This is a genomic window from Mycobacterium sp. E1715 (assembly GCF_001667625.1).
Taxonomy (GTDB): domain Bacteria; phylum Actinomycetota; class Actinomycetes; order Mycobacteriales; family Mycobacteriaceae; genus Mycobacterium.
Map to the genome: position 1 here is coordinate 1 of NZ_LZJJ01000461.1, position 19,972 is coordinate 19,972.

A 19,972-nucleotide genomic window follows, 5' to 3' on the forward strand; every position below is an offset into this window, starting at 1 on the left:
ACCGCGACGTCTTGACCCTTCGCCGGGACGAGTTGGCCGCGCAACCCAACGCGGTCGTCGCCAACCTGCCCTACAACGTCGCGGTGCCCGCGCTGCTGCACCTGCTCGCCGAATTCCCCTCCATTCAGACGGTGACTGTCATGGTGCAGGCGGAGGTCGCCGAACGCCTCGCCGCCGAGCCGGGCGGCAAGGACTACGGCGTGCCCAGCGTCAAGGTCCGCTACTTCGGGTCGGTTCGGCGGTGCGGCATGGTGTCGCCGACGGTCTTCTGGCCGATTCCCCGCGTGTATTCCGGGCTCGTGCGCATCGACCGCTACGCCACCCCGCAGTGGCCCACCGACGAGGCCTTCCGCCGTCAGGTCTTCGGACTGGTGGACATCGCGTTCGCGCAGCGGCGCAAGACGGCCCGCAACGCGTTCGTCGAGTGGGCCGGCTCGGGGAACGAGTCGGCGAGTCGCCTGTTGGCCGCCAGCATCGACCCGGCGCGCCGCGGCGAGACCCTGTCCATCGACGACTTCGTCCGGCTGTTGCGCAGATCGAACGAACCAACCGACACCGCGACGCAACAGCAGACCTCGCCGGGCTGACCGCGGCGCCGTCGGTGCCGCTGCATGTGGTCGGCCGGTGGCAGCGATAGTCTGCTCCGGTGTCCGCGTCTGACGGCAATACCGCCGCACAGTGGGTGCCGACCGGGTCGGTCACCGTTCGGGTGCCCGGGAAGGTCAACCTCTATCTCGAGGTCGGCGACCGCCGCGAGGACGGTTACCACGAGCTGACAACCGTCTTTCAGGCCGTCTCCCTGCTCGACGAGGTGACCGTCCGCAACGCCGACGTGCTGTCGCTCGAGCTCGTCGGCGAGGGTGCCGACAAACTGCCCACCGACGAACGCAACCTTGCCTGGCAGGCCGCCGAGCTGATGGCCGAACACGTCGGCCGGGCGCCCGACGTCTCGATCATGATCGACAAATCCATCCCCGTGGCCGGTGGCATGGCCGGCGGCAGCGCGGACGCGGCGGCGGTGCTGGTCGCCATGAACTCGCTGTGGGAACTCAACGTGCCGCGTCGCGACCTGCGCATGCTGGCCGCGCGGTTGGGCAGCGACGTCCCCTTCGCGCTGCACGGCGGCACCGCGCTGGGCACCGGCCGCGGCGAGGAGCTGGCCACCGTGTTGTCCCGCAACACCTTCCACTGGGTGTTGGCGTTCGCCGACGGGGAGCTGCTCACGCCCGCGGTGTTCGCCGAGCTCGACCGCCTTCGGGGGGCGGGCGACCCGCCCCGGCTCGCCGGGCCGGGCCCGGTGCTGGCGGCCCTGGCCGCGGGCGACCCGGAACAGCTGGCGTCGCTGCTGGGCAACGAGATGCAGGCCGCCGCGGTGAGCCTGAACCCGAAGCTGCGCCGCACGTTGCGCGCGGGCGTCCAGGCCGGCGCCCTGGCGGGCATCGTGTCCGGCTCGGGCCCGACGTGCGCGTTCCTGTGCTCCTCGGCGGCCTCGGCCGTCGACGTGGGCACCGAGGTGTCCGGGGCGGGCGTCTGCCGCACGGTGCGGGTCGCCAGCGGGCCGGTGGCCGGGGCGCGCGTGGTTCCGGCCCCCACCGAAGTGTGAAAATCACCCCAAAACGCGCATTCGTTTGGGCTGTTCCCTAAGAGGAGTTTAAGATAATGCGCGGTGACGGGTAGCGCTGAGCAAGATCACTTATTTTCGTCGTCCGCCGGAGCCCCCGGCGGACGACTGGTGCTTCGGGCCCACGAGCGTTTTTCGGGCCCGGTCCGCGCTTATCGGGCGACCGGACGCGGGGTTGCCGGCTCATCGCCGTTTCGAGACCTAACCGCTGCCCGACTGTGTTTGCGAGCCTGCTGCGAAGAGCTACCGAGTGGGCGGAATATGAAATCTCGGGCGTTGGGGCAAGCGCCGGAACCGAGGAGGTTTGTGTGAGCAGGTTTACCGAGAAGATGTACCGCAATGCCCGCACCGTGACGACGGGCATGGTCACCGGTGAACCCCACGAACCGGTCCGCCACACGTGGGGCGAGGTCCACGAACGCGCCCGCCGCATCGCGGGCGGCCTGGCCGCCGCCGGCATCGGCCTCGGCGACGCCGTCGGTGTCCTCGCCGGCTTCCCGGTGGAAATCGCCCCGACCGCCCAGGGGCTGTGGATGCGCGGCGCCAGCCTGACGATGCTGCACCAGCCCACCCCGCGCACCGACCTGGCCGTGTGGGCCGAAGACACGATGAACGTCATCGGCATGATCGAGGCCAAGGCCGTCATCGTCTCCGAGCCCTTCCTGGTGGCCATCCCCGTGCTCGAGGAGAAGGGCATCAAGGTCCTCACCGTCGCCGACCTGCTGGCGTCGGAACCGATCGACCCCGTCGAGGTCGGCGAGGACGACCTGGCGCTGATGCAGCTGACGTCCGGTTCCACCGGCTCCCCGAAGGCCGTCCAGATCACCCACCGCAACATCTACTCCAATGCCGAGGCGATGTTCATCGGTGCCCAATACGACGTCAACAAGGACGTCATGGTCAGCTGGCTGCCCTGCTTCCACGACATGGGCATGGTCGGCTTCCTGACCATCCCGATGTACTTCGGCGCCGAGCTCGTCAAGGTCACGCCGATGGACTTCCTGCGCGACACGCTGCTGTGGGCCAAGCTCATCGACAAGTACAAGGGCACCATGACCGCGGCGCCCAACTTCGCCTACGCGCTGCTCGCCAAGCGGCTGCGCCGCAACGCCAAGCCGGGTGACTTCGACCTGTCGACCCTGCGCTTCGCGCTGTCCGGTGCAGAGCCGGTCGAACCCGCCGACGTGGAGGACCTGCTGGACGCGGGCAAGCCGTTCGGCCTGAGCCCCTCGGCGATTCTGCCGGCGTACGGCATGGCCGAGACCACGCTGGCGGTGTCGTTCTCGGAGTGCAACGCCGGCCTGGTCGTCGACGAGGTCGACGCGGACCTGCTCGCGGCCCTGCGCCGCGCGGTGCCGGCCACCAAGGGCAACACCCGCAGGCTGGCCACGCTCGGCCCGCTGCTGCAGGACCTGGAGGCGCGCATCATCGACGAGAACGGCGACGTGATGCCCGCCCGCGGCGTCGGCGTCATCGAGCTGCGCGGCGAGTCGCTGACGCCGGGCTACCTGACGATGGGTGGCTTCATCCCGGCGCAGGACGAGAACGGTTGGTATGACACCGGCGACCTCGGCTACATGACCGAGGAGGGCCACGTCGTGGTGTGCGGCCGCGTCAAGGACGTCATCATCATGGCCGGCCGCAACATCTATCCCACCGACATCGAGCGGGCCGCCTGCCGCGTCGAGGGGGTGCGGCCCGGGTGCGCGGTCGCGGTGCGCCTGGACGCCGGCCACTCCCGCGAGACGTTCGCCGTCGCCGTCGAGTCCAACGCCTGGCAGGACCCGGCCGAGGTGCGCCGCATCGAGCACCAGGTCGCGCGCGAGGTGGTGTCCGAGGTCGACATGCGGCCGCGCAACGTGGTGGTGCTCGGGCCGGGCACCATCCCGAAGACACCGTCGGGCAAGCTGCGCCGGTCCCACTCCGCCACGCTGGTCACTTAGGCGCTTACCAGGCGTGGACGCGGTTCTGCGCCGGCTCCAGCCCCAGCTCGACGAGCAACTCCGTGGCGTCCGCGGCCTGCTCGCAAATGGTCGGCACCTCGCCGCGCTCGGCCGCCGAGAAGTTCTCCAACACGAAGGCCGCCGGGTCTTTGCGACCGGGTGGTCGGCCGATCCCGATGCGGACGCGCTGAAACTCCTTGGTGCCCAACGCGGCCGCCACCGAGCGCAGGCCGTTGTGACCGCCCTCGCCGCCGCCGATCTTCAGCCGGATGCGGCCGAAGTCCAGGTCGAGGTCGTCATGCACGACGACGATGTCGGCCGGCGCCACCGAATAGAACTTCGCCAACGGCCCGACCTGGCGGCCGGACTCGTTCATGTAGCAGCGCGGCTTGGCGACCAGGACCGAATGTCCGGCCAACCGGCCGCTGACCACCTCGGCGCCGGACCGCTTGTGCACCTTGAACTTTGACCCCAGTCGGCCGGCGAGCAGGTCGGCGACCATGAACCCGAGGTTGTGCCGGGTGCGGGCGTAGTTGTCTCCGGGGTTGCCCAGGCCGACCACCAGCAACGGCTCGGCCACGTTGCGAACCGCCTACTCGGACTCGTCCGCGGGGGCCTCGGCCTCGCCGGCCTCTTCTTCGGCGGGGGCCTCTTCGCGCTCGGCGACCTCGCCCGCGCCCTCTTCCTCGAGGTCCTCGGCCGTCGGCGCGACCACCACGTTGACCACCAGCATCTCCGGGTCGGAGATCAGGTTGACGCCCCGCGGCAGGGCGATCTGGCCGGCGGTGAACTGGGTGCCCGGTTCGGCGTCCTGCACCGACACGGTGACGTGCTCGGGAATCGACAGCGCCTCGGCCTCGATCTCGATGGTGTTGGTGTCCTGGGTGACCAGGGTGCCCGGCACGGCGTCGCCCTCGACGACGACGGTCACCTCGACGACGACCTTCTCGCCGCGGCGCACGACCAGCAGGTCGGCGTGCTGGATGGTGCGGCGGATCGGGTGGATGTCGAGCGCCTTGGTCAGCGCCAGCTGTTCCTTGCCGCCGATGTCCAGGGTCAGCACGGCGTTGGTGCCCGCGTGGCGCAGCACGGCCGCGAAGTCGTGGCCGGGCAGCTCCAGGTGCTGCGGGTCGGAACCGTGCCCGTAGAGGACGGCGGGGATTTTGCCTTCGCGGCGGGCCCGGCGGGACGCGCCCTTACCGGTCTCGGTTCGCACCGTGGCGGTGAGCTGGTTGCCTGCGGACTTGGCCATCGTGTCGCTCCTGTGTGCTCGTCAGTGTGGGGGCACGGCCAGGGTCGCGACAGTTCGTCGGTCTCCGTCGATAACGGTGCTGGCAGGCCAGTCACCCTCGCCGTGACGCCCGGTCAGGTTAACGCATGCGCACCTGGGAGCGGAAATTGCGGCGGTCTGCGTCACTTGCGTCACTTCGCCACCTGGCCGGGGCGATAGCCGAGATGCCCGCCTCGCAGCGACAACCCGCGGCGCGCGGGCGTTGTCGCTCGGAGGTGGGCACATCGCCGGCCGGCCGCGCGAGAGGCTGGCGAGGCTGGTGGGGGCGGTGGGGTTCGGTCGGAGGGGCTCAGAGCGGGAATTTGGTGCCGGTGAGCTGCTCGGACAGCTCCCAGAGCGCCCGGGCCATTGCCGGGTCCTGCGCCCGCCGGCTGCGCGCCACCGGTTGGGTGCGGCCGAGCTGGCCGAACCGCGGCCCGACGAACGTATCGCCGGGCAGGTCCTGCGACGCCGCATACAGCGTCTGGCGCGCGCCGAAGTCCGCGTCGGTGGCCACCACCCGGGTGATCGCCGACATCATCGCGTCGCCGAGCTTGCGGCCCGAGGCGCCTTGCAGATTGGTGTGCGAATAGCCGGGGTGCGCGGCCAGCGCGCGCAGCTTCGAACCGGACGAATCCAGGCGCCGCTGCAGTTCGCTGGTGAACAGCAGATTGGCGAGCTTGGACTGGCTGTAGGCCAGCCAGGGCGAGTACCGCCGCGTCTTCCAATTCAGGTCGTCGAGGCTGATCCGACCCGCCCAGTGCGCCATCGACGACACCGTGACCACCCGATCGGTGAGCTTGGGCAGCAACAGGTTGGTGAGCGCGAAATGCCCGAGGTGGTTGGTGCCGATCTGGCTTTCGAAGCCGTCGACGGTCTGCGCGTAGGGGGCCGCCATGATGCCCGCGTTGTTGATCAGCACGTCGACCTCGTCGACGCCGTCGGCGAATTCGCGCACCGACGACAGGTTCTGCAGGTCGAGCGGGCGCACCTCGACCGGGCCGGTCTGAGTGCCCCGGATCTGCAGCGCGGCCTTCTCGCCCTTGCGAACGTCGCGAACCGCCATGACGAGCGTAGCGCCCCGGTGCGCCAGCTCGCGGGCGGTCACGGCGCCGAGCCCGCTGTTGGCCCCGGTGATGATCACGGTGCGCCCGGCGAACGAGGGCAGGTCTGCGGCGGTCCAGTTCGTCATGGATGTGAGCCTAGTGAACCGCCGCTACTTCGCCGCGACGACGAACCCCCGCATGATCGCCTCGATGTCGGTGGACTGCGCGACCGCCTCGTTGGCCAGGCCGGTGATGGTGAGCTGAACCAGGTATCGCTGCTTGGCGGGCGGCGACCCGGTGGCGATGACGATCCGGTTGAAGCTGTGCAGGCGTGTGCCGTCCAAGTCGTAGCTGCCCTGGATCATCGACGAGGGAAAGCCGTTGTAGGGCGTCGTCGAGGCGTCGAGCTGCTTGAAATTCTCGAACAGCTGGGCGTCGTCGTTGCCGTGCTGGATCACCTGGGCCGGATCGAAATCGCCATTCAGCTTGAACACCACCAGCCTGGCGGTCGGGTACTTGTTGCCCTTGGAGAGCATTACGGTCTCCGGCGAGATGTGCGGATTGCTCGCCACCGACCAGCCCGGGGGCGTCGGGATCGAGACCGTCAGGTCGGGCAGGTTGCCCGGCGCCACCTGTTGGCCGGTGACGCCGATGTTCTGCAGATACTGCGACAGCGGCACGGGCTTTTCAACCCGCGTCGTCGTGGTCGTGGTGGTCGGAGTCGTCGACCAGATCGATTGGTAGTCAGGGGTTTTCGGCCCGCACGCCACCGCGGACAGTGTCAGCGCAATGGCCGCGGCCGCATACCCACGTCTCACAGAATCTCGCGGACCGCGTCGACCGGCCGGGCCAGCCGGGTGCCCTTCGGTGTGACGACGAACGGCCGCTCGATCAGGATCGGGTGTTCGACCATGGCGTCGAGCAACTGGTCGTCGGTCGCATCGGCGAGATTGAGTTCGGCGTACAGCGATTCACGCTTGCGCACCGCGGTCCGCACGTCGATCCCGGCGTCGTCGATCATCTTCACCAGTTCGCCGCGCGCCGGCGGGTTCTTCAAATACTCGACGATTGTCGGCTCAACCCCGTTGTCGCGCAACAAGTCCAGCGTTTTGCGGGATGTGCTGCAGCGGGGATTGTGGTAGATGACGGTATCGGCCATCTAGGCGTCTCCGTCGAACAGCCCCGTGACGGAGCCGTTTTCGAAGACGGCGCGAATGGTGCTGGCCAGCAGCGGCGCGATGGACAAGACGGTGAGCTGCGGGAAGCGCTTTTCCTCGCCGATCGGCAGCGTGTTGGTGACGATCACCTCGCGGGCGCCGGACGCAGCGAGCCGCTCGGCGGCCGGGTCGGACAGCACGCCGTGGGTGGCCGCGATGATCACGTCACCAGCGCCCTCGTCGCGCAGCAACTTGACCGCGCCGGCGATCGTGCCGCCGGTGTCGATCATGTCGTCGATCAGCACACATGTCCTGCCCTGCACCTCGCCGACGACGCGGTTGGACACCACCTGGTTGGGCACCCGCGGGTCGCGGGTCTTGTGGATGAAGGCCAGCGGGACTCCGCCCAGCGCGTCGGCCCACTTCTCGGCGATCCGCACCCGCCCCGAATCGGGGGAGACCACGACCATGTTGCCGTCCGGGTAGTTGTCCCGGATGTACCCGGTCAGCAGGTTCTGCCCGCGCATGTGGTCGACCGGCCCGTCGAAGAAACCCTGGATCTGGTCGGTGTGCAGGTCGACGGTCACGATCCGGTCGGCGCCGGCGGTCTTGAGCAGATCGGCGACCAGCCGCGCCGAGATCGGCTCGCGGCCGCGATGCTTCTTGTCCTGCCGGGCGTACGGGTAGAACGGCATGACGGCGGTGATGCGCTTGGCGCTACCCCGCTTGAGCGCGTCGATCATGATCAGCTGTTCCATCAGCCAGTCGTTCACCGGCGCCGGCGCCGATTGCAGGACGAACGCGTCGCACCCGCGGACCGACTCGTCGAACCGGACGAAAATCTCGCCGTTGGCGAACTCCCGCGCCGTCTGAGCGGTGACGTGGACGTCGAGCTCCTTTGCGACCTGCTCGGCCAACTCCGGGTGCGCACGGCCGGAGAAGAGCATCAGGTTTTTGCGGTTGTCGGTCCAGTCGTGGCTCAACGCACTGCCCTCGCCGTTCGGATCAAAAGTGGATGGCCAATCGTACGTAGCGAATGGTACGGAAATGTGGCCGGGTTACCAGATAGCGAAATCACAATGTCTATTCGGGCTCGCCGGCCCCGGTCGCCTTTTCGGCCGCTTCGGCCGCCGCGCTGCCCGGCCGTTTGCGCTGTACCCAGCCCTCGATGTTGCGTTGCGGGCCGGCGGACACCGCGAGCGCGCCGGGCGGGACGTCGTCGCGGACCACGGTTCCCGCGCCGGTGTACGCGCCGTCGCCGACCGTGACCGGGGCGACGAACATGGTGTCCGACCCGGTGCGCACGTGGGAGCCGATCGTGGTCCGGGCCTTGGACGTGCCGTCGTAATTGACGAAGACGCTGGACGCTCCGATGTTGCTGTGGTCGCCGATGTCGGCGTCACCGACGTAGGTCAGGTGCGGAACCTTGGTGCCGGTGCCGATCGTGGAGTTCTTGGTCTCGACGAACGCGCCGAGCTTGCCGTCATCGCCGAGCACCGTGCCCGGCCGCAGGTAGGTGAAGGGCCCGACCGTGGCGCCGGCGCCGATGGACGACGACGTGCCGTGGGTGCGCACCACCGACGCGCCGTCGCCGACGGTGACGTCGGTGAGCGTGGTGTCCGGGCCGACGACGCAGTGGCCGCCAAGCTGGGTGCGGCCCAGCAGCTGCGTGCCCGGGTGGATCACGGTGTCGCGGCCGATCGTGACGTCGACGTCGATCCAGGTGGTGGCCGGGTCGACCACCGTCACCCCGGCCATCTGGTGGGCGGCGACGATCCGGCGGTTGAGTTCGGCGCCCAATTGCGCCAGCTGCACGCGGTTGTTCACGCCGGCCACCAGCGCGCTGTCATCGACGTGCTGGGCGTGGATGGCCCGCCCGTCGCCGCGCAGGATGGCGATGACGTCGGTCAGGTACAGCTCCTGCTGGGCGTTGTTCGAGCTCAGCCGGCTCAGCGCGGAGCGCAACGCGGGAACGTCGAAGGCGTAGACGCCGGCGTTGACCTCGCGGATCTCGCGCTGGAAAGGCGTCGCGTCGGCGTGTTCCACGATCGCGGTGACCTCGTTGTCCTGGGTGCGCAGGATGCGGCCGTAGCCGGTGGGGTCGTCGAGTGTCGTGGTGAGCACCGTCGCGGCGGCCGATCCGGCGTTGTGCGTCGCGATCAGGTCGGCCAGGGTGTCGGAGTCCAGCAGCGGCGTGTCGCCGGAGGTGACGACGACGACGCCGGCGTAGTCCTCGGGCAGCGCGGACAGGCCGCAGAGAACGGCGTGGCCGGTGCCCAGCGGCCGGTCCTGCAGGGCGACCTCGATGGCGCGGCCCAGGCCGTCGGCCCATTCGGCGACCAGCGGAGCGATGCGCTGGTGGTCGTGGCCGAGGACCACGACCAGGTGTTGCGGGGCGGCCTTGGTTATCGCGTGCAGGAGGTGGGACAACATGCTGCGCCCGCCGATCGTGTGCAGCACCTTGGGGGTGTCCGACCGCATCCGGGTGCCGGGCCCGGCCGCGAGCACCAGGACCGCGGTATCACCACGAGACGCCACGCTTCTCCTTCCGACGCGAGCGTGCGTGTCTGTACGCCGACACGCCGTCAAGCGTGTCACCACACCTGACGTCGACGCAAAGACCACTTCGGTCCGACTCGCCGACCGTGGGGCCTGCGTACGGGAACCGTGCCGAATTCGTGCATAGGCCCCACCCCCGACCCAGGGAGCAAAGCTCCGTCGCCAGGACTCGAACCTGAACTATCTGAACCAAAATCAGAGGTGCTGCCGATTACACCACGACGGATCGCAAGGCCCATCGGCCCGCGCCACCAACAGACTTTAGACGGTGGACGGGCCGATCGCGGCGCCGAGGGAAAGACGGGCGGTTCGGTGCCTGCGACGCTATACGCTGATTGACGTGGCTGTTCTCGACAAGGAGCCGGACAAAGAGGCACGCGCCCCGCGCGCCAGGATGACCGGTACCGAGCGCCGGCAACAACTCATCGGCATCGCACGCTCGCTGTTCGCCGAGCGCGGTTACGAGGGCACCTCGATCGAGGAGATCGCGTTGCGCGCCAACGTGTCCAAGCCGGTCGTCTACGAACATTTCGGCGGCAAGGAGGGGCTGTACGCCGTGGTGGTCGACCGCGAGATGTCGGCGCTGCTGGACGGCATCACCTCGTCGCTGACCAACAACCGGTCCCGGGTGCGGGTCGAGCGGGTCGCTCTGGCGCTGCTCACGTACGTCGAAGAGCGCACCGACGGCTTCCGCATCATGATCCGCGACTCACCGGCCGCCATCAGCTCGGGCACCTACTCCAGCCTGCTCAACGACGCCGTCAACCAGGTCAGCTCAATCCTGGCCGGCGACTTCGCCCGCCGCGGCCTGGATCCCGAGCTGGCGCCGTTGTACGCGCAGGCGCTGGTGGGCTCGGTGTCGATGACGGCGCAATGGTGGCTCGACACCCGGGAACCCAAGAAGGAAGTGGTCGCGGCGCACCTGGTCAACCTGATGTGGAACGGGCTGACCCACCTGGAGGCCGACCCCAGGCTGCAGGACAGTTAGCCGCCGTCGACGGGTTCCACCACCACCCTGGGGCGGGGGAAATGCTCCGCGGCGCAGGCCTCGTCCAGCGCGCCCTCGATAACACGGGCCAGCGCGTCGAGGTCGAGTTCGCGGTCGCCGGGAACGTAGGGGATGGCGTGCCCGCCGCCGAGGTTGAGTTCGGTCAGGATGACGCCGTGGCGGGCCCGGATGTCGGCCATCGCGGCGATCAGCCGGTGAATCGCTTCGCCGTATAGCGTCGGGTCGGTAACCTGCGAGCCGATGTGGCAGTGCAGGCCGACCAGGTCGAGGATCGGGTGCGCCAGCACGCGTTTGACCGCCTCTGCGGCGTGGTCTCCGGCGAGGGTGAAGCCGAACTTCTGGTCGCTGATTCCGGTCGCCACCGCCCGGTGCCCGTGAATATCGATGTCCGGCGTCACCCGGATGAGGACCGGCTGACGCCCGCGCGCCAGGCCGGCGAGGTAGGCGATCTCCATGCAGGAATCCAGCACGATCCGCCCCACGCCGGCGCCCACCGCGTCGCGCAGCTCATCGAGGGACTTGGCGTTGCCGTGGACGACGATCCGGGCCGGATCCACCCCACCGGCAAGGGCGACGGCCAGCTCACCGGCCGAGCAGACGTCGATGCCGAGGCCCTCCTCGCGGGCCCAGCGGGCCACCGCGGTGGTCAGCAGCGACTTCCCCGCGTAGACCACCTGGACGCCACGCAGCGCCTTGCGGTAACGGCGGGCCCGGCGCCGGAAGTCGGTCTCGTCGATGACGTAGGCCGGCGTGCCGAACTCGTCGGCGATGTCCGCCAGGGGCACCCCGCCAACGCAGAGCCCGCCCTGCTCGTCGGGGTGGGCGGTCACGGGCCAGATCGCGGGATCGAACCGCGGCGGGGCCGCGTGACCAAGTGACGGCAGGATCTCCAGCAATGTCATGAATCCAACGTGGGCCGGCACGGGGCCGAAGGGCGGCTTCCTTACGAACCCTTGACGGTCCCGGGCTCAATATTGACGAATCCTGGCGCCCCTAGAATGGATTCATCATGACCGCACCGGGGCCTGCTCGCCCAGAACCCCCGATCGCGGGGCTCGTTGAATTGGCGCTCACCGCGCCGACCTTCCAGCAACTGATCGAAAGCGCGGCCGAGCGACCGGCCGAGCTGCGCCTGGTGGGTCCAGCCAGTGCACGGCTTTTTGTGGCCAGCGCGCTGGCGCGGTTGGGGCCTTTGCTCGTGGTCACCGCGACGGGTCGCGAAGCCGACGACCTGACCGCTGAATTGCGCGGCGTCTTCGGCGATGCCGTCGCGGCCTTTCCGTCCTGGGAGACCCTGCCGCACGAGCGGTTGTCGCCGGGCGTCGACACCGTCGGCGCCCGGCTGACGGTGCTGCGCAGGCTGGCGCATCCCGACGATGGTCGGTTGGGCCCGCCGCTGCAGGTGGTGGTGACCGCGGTGCGCTCGCTGATGCAACCGATGACGCCGGAGCTGGGCCTGGTCGAGCCGGTCACGTTCAAAGTCGGCGAGGAGATCGCCTTCGAAGACGTCGTCGCCCGGCTGGTGGAGCTGGCCTACACCCGGGTCGACATGGTGGGCCGGCGGGGCGAGTTCGCGGTGCGCGGGGGCATCCTCGACGTCTTTCCGCCGACCGCCGAGCACCCGGTGCGCATCGAGTTCTGGGGTGACGAGGTCAGCGAGATCCGGATGTTCGCCGTCGCCGACCAGCGCTCGATCCCCGAGATCGAGGTCGAGACGGTGATCGCGGTGCCCTGCCGCGAGCTGCTGCTGACCGACGAGGTGCGGGAACGGGCCGCCGCGCTCGCCGCCCGGCATTCCGGGGCCGAGCCGGCCATCACCGGCAGCGTGACCGACATGCTGGCCAAGCTGGGCGAGGGGATCGCGGTCGACGGCATGGAGGCGCTGTTGCCGGTGCTGCGGCCCGGGGAACACGTGCTGCTGACCGACCAGCTGGCCGAGGGCACGCCGGTGTTGGTGTGCGACCCCGAGAAGGTTCGCACCCGGGCCGCCGACCTGATCAAGACGGGCAGCGAATTCCTCGAGGCCTCCTGGTCGGTCGCCGCCCTCGGCACCGACGCGCCCGTCGACGTGGCGCAATTCGGGGGATCGGGGTTCGCCGAGCTGGACGACGTGCACGCCGCGGCGGCGAATTCCGGTCACCCGTGGTGGACGTTGAGCCAGTTGTCCGACGAGTCGGCAGTCGAGCTGGACGTTCGGGCGGCGCCCTCGGCCCGCGGGCACCAGCAGGACATCGACGGCATCTTCGCGATGCTGCGCGCGCACGTCTCGACCGGCGGCTACGCCGCCGTCGTCGCGCCGGGCGCCGGTACCGCGCACCGGGTCGTCGAGCGGCTCGCCGACTCCGACACCCCCGCCGCCATGCTGGAACCCCACGCGGCGGACACCACGCTCAAGCCCGGAATCGTCAGCGTGCTCAAGGGTCCGCTGCACGACGGTGTCGTCATTCCGGGCGCCAACCTGGTCGTCATCACCGAGACCGACCTGACCGGTAGCCGAACCACCGCCGTCGAGGGCAAGCGGCTGGCGGCCAAGCGGCGCAACACCGTCGACCCGCTGGCGCTGACGGCCGGTGACCTGGTGGTGCACGACCAGCACGGCATCGGGCGGTTCGTCGAGATGACCGAACGCACGGTCGGCGGCGCGCGCCGCGAGTACCTGGTGCTCGAGTACGCGTCGAGCAAGCGGGGCGGCGGCTCGGACAAGCTGTACGTCCCGATGGACTCCCTGGACCAGCTCTCCCGCTACGTCGGGGGGCAGGCGCCGGCACTTTCCAAGCTTGGCGGCAGCGACTGGGCCAACACCAAGACCAAGGCCCGCCGCGCGGTGCGCGAGATCGCCGGCGAGCTCGTCGCGCTCTACGCCAAACGCCAGGCCAGCCCCGGCCACGCGTTCGCGCCCGACACCCCGTGGCAGGCCGAGATGGAGGACGCGTTCGGCTTCACCGAGACCGTCGACCAGCTCACCGCCATCACCGAGGTCAAGGCCGACATGGAAAAGCCGATCCCGATGGACCGGGTGATCTGCGGTGACGTCGGCTACGGCAAGACCGAGATCGCGGTGCGCGCGGCGTTCAAGGCGGTCCAGGACGGCAAGCAGGTCGCGGTGCTGGTGCCCACCACGCTGCTGGCCGACCAGCACCTGCAGACGTTCACCGACCGGATGGCCGGCTTCCCGGTGACCGTCAAGGGGCTCTCGCGGTTCACCGACAACGCCGAGTCCCGCGCCGTGATCGAGGGCCTGGCCGACGGCTCGGTCGACGTCGTGATCGGCACGCACCGGCTGCTGCAGACCGGGGTGCGCTGGAAAGACCTGGGGCTGGTCGTCGTCGACGAGGAGCAGCGGTTCGGCGTCGAGCACAAGGAGCACATCAAGAGCCTGCGCACCCACGTCGACGTGCTGACCATGAGCGCCACCCCCATCCCGCGCACGCTGGAGATGAGCCTGGCCGGGATCCGCGAGATGTCGACCATCCTGACGCCGCCCGAAGAGCGGTATCCCGTGCTGACCTACGTCGGCCCGCACGACGACAAGCAGGTCGCGGCCGCCCTGCGGCGCGAGCTGCTGCGCGACGGGCAGGCGTTCTACGTGCACAACCGGGTCAGCTCGATCGACCGCGCCGCGGCACATGTTCGCGAGCTGGTCCCCGAGGCGCGCGTGGTCGTCGCGCACGGACAGATGCCCGAGGACCGGCTGGAACGCACCGTGCAGGGGTTCTGGAACCGCGAATACGACATCCTGGTCTGCACCACGATCGTCGAGACCGGGCTGGACATCTCCAACGCCAACACCCTGATCGTCGAGCGCGCCGACACCTTCGGGCTGTCGCAGCTGCACCAGCTGCGCGGCCGGGTGGGCCGCAGCCGCGAGCGCGGGTACGCCTACTTCCTGTACCCGCAGCACGCGCCGCTGACCGAGACGGCCTACGACCGGCTGGCGACCATCGCGCAGAACAACGAGCTGGGCGCGGGCATGGCGGTCGCGCTCAAGGACCTCGAGATCCGCGGCGCCGGCAACGTGCTGGGCGTCGAGCAGTCCGGGCACGTCGCCGGGGTCGGGTTCGACCTGTACGTGCGGCTGGTGGGCGAGGCCGTGGAGGCCTACCGCGCGGCCGCCGACGGCCAGACGGTGACCACCGCCGAGGAGCCCAAGGACGTGCGGATCGACCTGCCGGTGGACGCGCACCTCCCGCCTGACTACATCGCCAGCGACCGGCTGCGGCTGGAGGCGTACCGACGGCTGGCGGCGGCTTCCGACGACGCGGCCGTCGACGCCGTGGTCGACGAACTCGTCGACCGCTACGGCGCGCTGCCCGAACCGGCCCTGCGCCTGGTGGCGGTCGCGCGGTTGCGGCTGCTGTGCCGCGCCGCGGGCATCACCGAGGTGTCCGCGCCGTCGGCGGCCACCGTGCGGCTGTCGCCGATGACGCTGCCGGATTCGGCCCAGGTGCGGCTCAAGCGGATGTATCCGTCGGCGAGCTACCGCGCCACCACCTCGACCGTGCAGGTTCCCATCCCGCGGGCGGGCGGTGTCGGGGCGGCGCGCATCCGCGACGTCGAGCTGGTGCAGATGGTGGCCAATCTGGTGACGGCGCTGCAAGGAAAACCCCAGACGGACATTGATATAACGAGTGCGTCACCTGCAGCGATGTCCAGTGAGGAGCGACAAGCGCGATGATCCGCGCCGGCGACGATGCAGAGCGGAGCGATGTGGGGGCACGCCCCCTCGCCGCTGCGCGGCCGGGGGTACCCCCACCCGCTTGCGGGGGAGAGGAGCGGCGCACATGATCGTCGTCTTGTTCGACCCTCGCCGCCCATCGCTGGTTCCCGTGGAAGCGATAGAACATCTCAGCGGGGAGGTGCAGTACACCGAGGAGATGCCCGTCGCGGTGCCGTGGTCGCTGCCCGCGGCCCGTCCGGTGCATGCCGGGGACCCCGATGATCCGGCGCCGGTGCTTCTCTCGTCCGACCCCGATCATCCCGCCGTCACGGCGCGCCTCGCGGCCGGTGCCCGGCTGATCTCGGCGCCGGACACCCCGCGCGGCGAACGACTGGTCGACGCCGTGGCGATGATGGACAAGCTGCGCACCGCGGGGCCCTGGGAGAGCGAGCAAACCCACGACTCGCTGCGCAGGTTCCTGCTCGAGGAGACTTACGAACTGTTGGACGCGGTGCGCAGCGGCAGCGCCGACCAGTTGCGCGAAGAACTCGGCGACGTGTTGTTGCAGGTGCTCTTTCACGCGCGCATCGCCGAGGATGCGCCGCAGCTTCCGTTCACCATCGACGACGTTGCCGTCACGCTGATGCGCAAGCTGGGCAATCGGGTTCCGGGTGTGCTTGCGGGCCAGACCATTTCGCTGGAAGAGCAGTTGGCGCAATGGGAAGAGCGCAAGGCCGCCGAAAAGCCCCGGAAATCGGTGATGGACGACGTGCATACCGGGCAGCCCGCATTGGCGCTGGCGCAGAAAGTGATTCAGCGTGCCGAGAAGGCCGGCCTGCCCGCCGATCTCATACCCGCCGAAATCACCTCGATATCGGTGTCGGCCGGCGGCGACGCGGAAGGCGCGCTGCGCTCGGCGGTTCTGGAGTTCGTGGACACCGTCCGGGAGGTCGAACGGGCGATCGCCGCGACGCGCCGGGGCGGCGACGTCCCCGATGAGTTCGACGTGGCACCCCTCGGGGAGGTCACCGAGGACGAGTGGCGGGAGCACTGGCCGTCGGACGGGGTGCCCGAGGCGGCCGCGGTGGATGCCGCGGCCGACGACGCGTGACCGCGAAAGCTGCTTGGGGCTAACCGATAATTAACCAAAATCCTGCGCCGGGCCCCCGACGCGGCCGGGCAAGACCGGAACACATGGGACGATGGTTGCGGAAGTTTGTGCAGGGGAGTTGAGGGAGCTTTAACCAGCATGGTGTCGCCGAGGCGTTGGTTGCGCGCGGCTGCCGTGATCGGCGCGACCGCGATGCTGATGGCCTCCAGCTGCACGTGGCAGCTCAGCCTCTTCATTCCGGAGGGTGTCCCGCCGCCCGCGGGGGCCCCGGTGCCGCCGGTGGACACCCACGCCAGCGGACGCCCCGCCGACCAGCTTCGGGCCTGGGCCGAGCAGCGGTCGGCGACGCTCGAGATTCCAGTGATCGCGCTGGAGGCGTACGCGTACGCGGCCCGGGTCGCCGAGGTCGAGAACCCCAAGTGCCATATCGCGTGGACCACGTTGGCGGGCATCGGGCAGGTCGAAAGCCATCACGGCACCTACCGCGGCGCGCGCCTGGCGCCCAACGGGGATGTGAGCCCGCCGATTCGCGGTGTCCGCCTGGACGGCAGCGGGGGCACTCTGCGCATAGTCGACAGCGAGGAACAAGTGACCGATGACGACGGGGTGGTGCGGGCCATGGGGCCGATGCAGTTCATCCCGGAGACCTGGCGGTTGTACGGCGTCGACGCCCATAACGACGGGCGTGTCAGCCCCGACAACATCGACGATGCGGCCCTCGCGGCGGCGGGTTACCTGTGTTGGCGGGGCAAAGATCTGGGGACTCCGCGCGGCTGGATCACCGCACTGCGGGCCTACAACAACTCGGGCGTCTACGCGCGGGCGGTCCGCGACTGGGCGACCGCTTATGCGGCGGGTCACCCGCTGTAGCAGGATGTATCGCTGACGGCGCCAGCTAGAACACGCAAGGAGAAACTCAGTGCCGATTATCGAGCAGGTCGGGGCCCGCGAGATCCTCGATTCCCGCGGTAACCCGACGGTCGAGGTCGAGATCGCCCTGATCGACGGGACGTTTGCCCGCGCGGCGGTGCCCTCCGGGGCGTCGACCGGCGAGCACGAGGCCGTCGAGTTGCGCGACGGCGGTGAACGGTACGGCGGCAAGGGCGTGCGAAAGGCCGTGGAGGCCGTGCTCGACGAGATCGGCCCGGCGGTGATCGGGCTCAACGCCGACGATCAGCGGCTGGTGGATCAGGCGCTGGTCGACCTCGACGGCACCCCCGACAAGTCCCGGCTGGGCGGCAACGCGATCCTGGGTGTGTCGCTGGCGGTGGCCAAGGCCGCCGCGGATTCCGCCGAGCTCCCGCTGTTCCGCTACATCGGCGGGCCGAACGCGCACATCCTGCCGGTGCCGATGATGAACATCCTCAACGGCGGCGCGCACGCAGACACCGCCGTCGACATTCAGGAATTCATGGTGGCCCCGATCGGCGCCCCCAGCTTCAGTGAGGCGCTGCGCTGGGGCGCCGAGGTGTACCACTCGCTCAAGTCGGTGCTGAAGAAGCAGGGTCTGAGCACCGGCCTGGGGGACGAGGGCGGCTTCGCGCCCGACGTGGCCGGCACCACCGCGGCGCTGGACCTGATCGGCAGCGCCATCGAGTCGGCCGGGTTCAAGCTGGGCGTCGACGTCGCCCTGGCCCTGGACGCGGCGGCCACGGAGTTCTACACCGACGGAACCGGATACGCCTTTGAGGGCAGCACCCGCACCGCCGAGCAGATGGCGGAGTTCTACGCCGGGCTGCTCGGCTCCTACCCGCTGGTGTCCATCGAAGACCCGCTCTCCGAGGATGATTGGGAGGGCTGGGCGGCCCTGACGACGTCTATCGGTGACCGTGTGCAGATCGTCGGCGACGACATCTTCGTCACCAATCCCGAACGCCTCGAGGAAGGCATCGAGAAGGGTGTCGCAAACGCGTTGCTGGTCAAGGTGAATCAGATCGGCACGCTGACCGAGACGCTCGACGCCGTCGCGCTCGCCCACCACAGCGGGTACCGCACGATGATGAGCCACCGCAGCGGCGAGACGGAAGACACCACGATCGCCGACCTGGCGGTGGCGGTCGGCAGCGGCCAGATCAAGACCGGCGCGCCGGCCCGCAGCGAGCGGGTGGCCAAATACAACCAGCTGCTGCGAATCGAGGAGGCGCTGGGCGACGCCGCCCGCTACGCCGGTGATCTGGCGTTCCCGCGCTACGCGCCGGAGGCCAAATAGGTTGTCCGCCAAGCCGGATCCGAAACGGCGCTCCCCCGCATCGCGTCCGGGGAAGGCCGGTGATCCGGTTCGGCGGCGTCGCACGGCAAAGCCCTCTTCCAAGCCGTCCGCCACCGCCAAGCAGGCCAGCCCCCGATCGGTTTTCGAGCATGTCGTCGAGCCCATCAAGCGGCAGGCCGCGGAATCGGTCGAACAGCGGTCGGAGCAACGGCTGGGTTTCACCGCGCGGCGGGCGGCGGTGCTGGCGGCCGTCGTCTGCGTGCTCACGTTGACCATCGCCGGCCCTGTGCGCACGTACTTCGCGCAGCGCACCGAGATGAATCAGTTGACGGCAAGCGAAGCCGCGCTTCGCCGCCAGATCGCCGACCTCGAGCAGCGGAAGGCCAAACTCGGCGACCCGGCCTACATCGCGGCGCAGGCCCGCGAGCGGCTGGGCTTCGTGAAGCCGGGCGATATTCCGTTCCAGGTTCAGCTTCCGCCGACGGCGGCCCCTAGCGAGCCGGGAGGCCAGGCGGCGAAACCGGCCAGCACCGATCCCTGGTACACGTCGCTGTGGCACACCATCGCCGATGCTCCGCACCTGCCGCCGGCCAATTTGCCCCCCGCCGAACCCGGTCCCACCCCGAATCCCATGGCGCCCGGTGGTTGATCGTGCGGACCTCGAGGCCGTGGCGCGTCAGCTCGGGCGTGAGCCCCGCGGCGTGCTCGAGATCGCCTACCGCTGCCCCAGCGGCGAGCCCGGCGTCGTGAAGACCGCACCGAAACTTCCTGACGGAACGCCGTTTCCGACGTTGTACTACCTGACACATCCGGTTCTGACCGCGGCCGCGAGCAGGCTGGAGACGACCGGGTTGATGCGCGAGATGTCCGAGCGGTTGAGCCATGATCCCGAGTTGGCGGCGGCGTATCGGCGGGCGCACGAATCGTACTTGGCCGAACGGGATGCGATCGAGCCCCTGGGGACGACGTTTTCCGGTGGCGGGATGCCGGACCGGGTCAAATGTCTGCACGTGCTGATCGCGCACTCGCTGGCCAAGGGGCCGGGGTGCAACCCGCTTGGTGACGAGGCGCTGGCGATCCTGGCGCCCGAGCCGGCGATGGCCGGCGTCCTGGTGGCAGGGCAATGGTGAGCAGGTTCGCCGGAATCGACTGCGGAACTAATTCGATCCGGTTGCTCATCGCCGACGTTCGCGACGGCCGGCTGCGCGACGTGCACCGGGAGACGCGGATCGTGCGGCTGGGCCAGGGTGTGGATGCGACGGGCGAGTTCGCGCCGGAGGCGATCGCCCGGACGCGGGACGCACTGGCCGATTACGTCGCGCTGCTGAAGCGGCACGGCGTCGAGCGGGTGCGGATGGTGGCCACGTCGGCGGCGCGCGACGTCGCCAAT

General features: G+C 69.6%; 17 protein-coding genes, 1 tRNA gene and 2 pseudogenes. 11 read left to right on the forward strand and 9 right to left on the reverse strand.

Features of this window, described 5'->3' with window-relative positions; genetic code table 11:
* The 3 genes from rsmA to A9X03_RS23260 form a co-directional block, all read left to right on the forward strand.
* Nucleotides 1-587, forward strand: a 587-nt coding sequence (gene rsmA, locus A9X03_RS23250; protein ID WP_068263237.1) for a 16S rRNA (adenine(1518)-N(6)/adenine(1519)-N(6))-dimethyltransferase RsmA, incomplete at its 5' end; no start/stop codon positions are given.
* A gap of 59 nt (nt 588-646) precedes the next feature.
* A complete protein-coding gene (locus tag A9X03_RS23255; protein ID WP_067759458.1) occupies nt 647-1,603 on the forward strand; it encodes a 4-(cytidine 5'-diphospho)-2-C-methyl-D-erythritol kinase in 957 nt (318 codons plus the stop codon).
* A gap of 326 nt (nt 1,604-1,929) precedes the next feature.
* Nucleotides 1,930-3,564: a fatty acyl-AMP ligase gene (locus A9X03_RS23260; protein ID WP_067781041.1), complete on the forward strand. Its 1,635-nt coding sequence runs from the start codon at nt 1,930-1,932 to the stop codon at nt 3,562-3,564.
* 4 nt (nt 3,565-3,568) lie between these two features.
* Here the strand turns inward: A9X03_RS23260 and pth are convergent, their stop codons facing one another.
* The 8 genes from pth to A9X03_RS23300 all read right to left on the reverse strand — a co-directional run bounded on the left by pth (nt 3,569) and on the right by A9X03_RS23300 (nt 9,822).
* A complete protein-coding gene (gene pth, locus A9X03_RS23265) occupies nt 3,569-4,144 on the reverse strand; it encodes an aminoacyl-tRNA hydrolase (RefSeq protein WP_067759473.1) in 576 nt (191 codons plus the stop codon).
* A gap of 12 nt (nt 4,145-4,156) precedes the next feature.
* Nucleotides 4,157-4,816, reverse strand: a complete 660-nt coding sequence (locus A9X03_RS23270) for a 50S ribosomal protein L25/general stress protein Ctc (protein WP_067781044.1) — start codon at nt 4,814-4,816, stop codon at nt 4,157-4,159.
* Between the two features lie 328 nt (nt 4,817-5,144).
* Nucleotides 5,145-6,026 (reverse strand): oxidoreductase, encoded by an 882-nt coding sequence (locus tag A9X03_RS23275; protein ID WP_068263241.1) that lies wholly within the window; start codon nt 6,024-6,026, stop codon nt 5,145-5,147.
* Between the two features lie 24 nt (nt 6,027-6,050).
* Nucleotides 6,051-6,698, reverse strand: a complete 648-nt coding sequence (locus A9X03_RS23280) for an LpqN/LpqT family lipoprotein (RefSeq protein WP_067759488.1) — start codon at nt 6,696-6,698, stop codon at nt 6,051-6,053.
* On the reverse strand, nt 6,695-7,039 hold the full coding sequence (arsC, locus tag A9X03_RS23285) for an arsenate reductase (glutaredoxin) (protein ID WP_067890169.1): 345 nt from the start codon (nt 7,037-7,039) through the stop codon (nt 6,695-6,697). The genes A9X03_RS23280 and arsC overlap by 4 nt, the downstream gene beginning before the upstream one ends.
* On the reverse strand, nt 7,040-8,020 hold the full coding sequence (locus A9X03_RS23290; protein ID WP_067759508.1) for a ribose-phosphate diphosphokinase: 981 nt from the start codon (nt 8,018-8,020) through the stop codon (nt 7,040-7,042).
* Between the two features lie 100 nt (nt 8,021-8,120).
* On the reverse strand, nt 8,121-9,575 hold the full coding sequence (gene glmU, locus A9X03_RS23295; RefSeq protein WP_067781050.1) for a bifunctional UDP-N-acetylglucosamine diphosphorylase/glucosamine-1-phosphate N-acetyltransferase GlmU: 1,455 nt from the start codon (nt 9,573-9,575) through the stop codon (nt 8,121-8,123).
* A gap of 175 nt (nt 9,576-9,750) precedes the next feature.
* Nucleotides 9,751-9,822, reverse strand: a tRNA-Gln gene (locus A9X03_RS23300).
* Between the two features lie 168 nt (nt 9,823-9,990).
* On the opposite strand from A9X03_RS23300, the gene A9X03_RS23305 reads away from it, so the two are divergent.
* A complete protein-coding gene (locus A9X03_RS23305; protein WP_156670229.1) occupies nt 9,991-10,584 on the forward strand; it encodes a TetR/AcrR family transcriptional regulator in 594 nt (197 codons plus the stop codon).
* 11 nt (nt 10,585-10,595) lie between these two features.
* On the opposite strand, the pseudogene A9X03_RS23310 reads toward A9X03_RS23305, so the two are convergent.
* Nucleotides 10,596-11,507, reverse strand: a pseudogene (locus A9X03_RS23310) (diaminopimelate decarboxylase); the annotation flags it as partial.
* A 107-nt stretch (nt 11,508-11,614) separates the two neighbouring features.
* On the opposite strand from A9X03_RS23310, the gene mfd reads away from it, so the two are divergent.
* From mfd to A9X03_RS23345, 7 genes and pseudogenes are all read left to right on the forward strand, one after another.
* Entirely contained in the window at nt 11,615-15,280 is a 3,666-nt protein-coding gene (gene mfd, locus A9X03_RS23315; protein WP_068263244.1) for a transcription-repair coupling factor, read from the forward strand.
* 106 nt (nt 15,281-15,386) lie between these two features.
* Complete coding sequence (locus A9X03_RS23320) at nt 15,387-16,373, forward strand: nucleoside triphosphate pyrophosphohydrolase (RefSeq protein ID WP_067759522.1); 987 nt, start codon at nt 15,387-15,389, stop codon at nt 16,371-16,373.
* Between the two features lie 141 nt (nt 16,374-16,514).
* Nucleotides 16,515-17,243: a lytic transglycosylase domain-containing protein gene (locus A9X03_RS23325; RefSeq protein WP_156670230.1), complete on the forward strand. Its 729-nt coding sequence runs from the start codon at nt 16,515-16,517 to the stop codon at nt 17,241-17,243.
* A gap of 49 nt (nt 17,244-17,292) precedes the next feature.
* Nucleotides 17,293-18,582, forward strand: coding sequence for a phosphopyruvate hydratase (gene eno, locus A9X03_RS23330; RefSeq protein WP_067759528.1), 1,290 nt, complete (start codon nt 17,293-17,295; stop codon nt 18,580-18,582).
* 1 nt (nt 18,583) lies between these two features.
* Nucleotides 18,584-19,231 (forward strand): septum formation initiator family protein, encoded by a 648-nt coding sequence (locus A9X03_RS23335; protein WP_068263247.1) that lies wholly within the window; start codon nt 18,584-18,586, stop codon nt 19,229-19,231.
* Nucleotides 19,224-19,712, forward strand: a complete 489-nt coding sequence (locus A9X03_RS23340) for a DUF501 domain-containing protein (RefSeq protein WP_067759537.1) — start codon at nt 19,224-19,226, stop codon at nt 19,710-19,712. The genes A9X03_RS23335 and A9X03_RS23340 overlap by 8 nt, the downstream gene beginning before the upstream one ends.
* A pseudogene (locus A9X03_RS23345) lies at nt 19,706-19,972 on the forward strand (exopolyphosphatase); the annotation flags it as partial. The gene A9X03_RS23340 and the pseudogene A9X03_RS23345, both read left to right, overlap by 7 nt.

What these genes read in the sequence shown, in the direction of transcription:
- A9X03_RS23270 (WP_067781044.1), bottom strand. Translation starts at nt 4,816, where the DNA reads ATGGCCAAGTCCGCAGGCAACCAGCTCACCGCCACGGTGCGAACCGAG.
- A9X03_RS23275 (WP_068263241.1), bottom strand. Translation starts at nt 6,026, where the DNA reads ATGACGAACTGGACCGCCGCAGACCTGCCCTCGTTCGCCGGGCGCACC.
- arsC (WP_067890169.1), bottom strand. Translation starts at nt 7,039, where the DNA reads ATGGCCGATACCGTCATCTACCACAATCCCCGCTGCAGCACATCCCGC.
- A9X03_RS23305 (WP_156670229.1), top strand. Translation starts at nt 9,991, where the DNA reads ATGACCGGTACCGAGCGCCGGCAACAACTCATCGGCATCGCACGCTCG.
- mfd (WP_068263244.1), top strand. Translation starts at nt 11,615, where the DNA reads ATGACCGCACCGGGGCCTGCTCGCCCAGAACCCCCGATCGCGGGGCTC.
- A9X03_RS23320 (WP_067759522.1), top strand. Translation starts at nt 15,387, where the DNA reads ATGATCGTCGTCTTGTTCGACCCTCGCCGCCCATCGCTGGTTCCCGTG.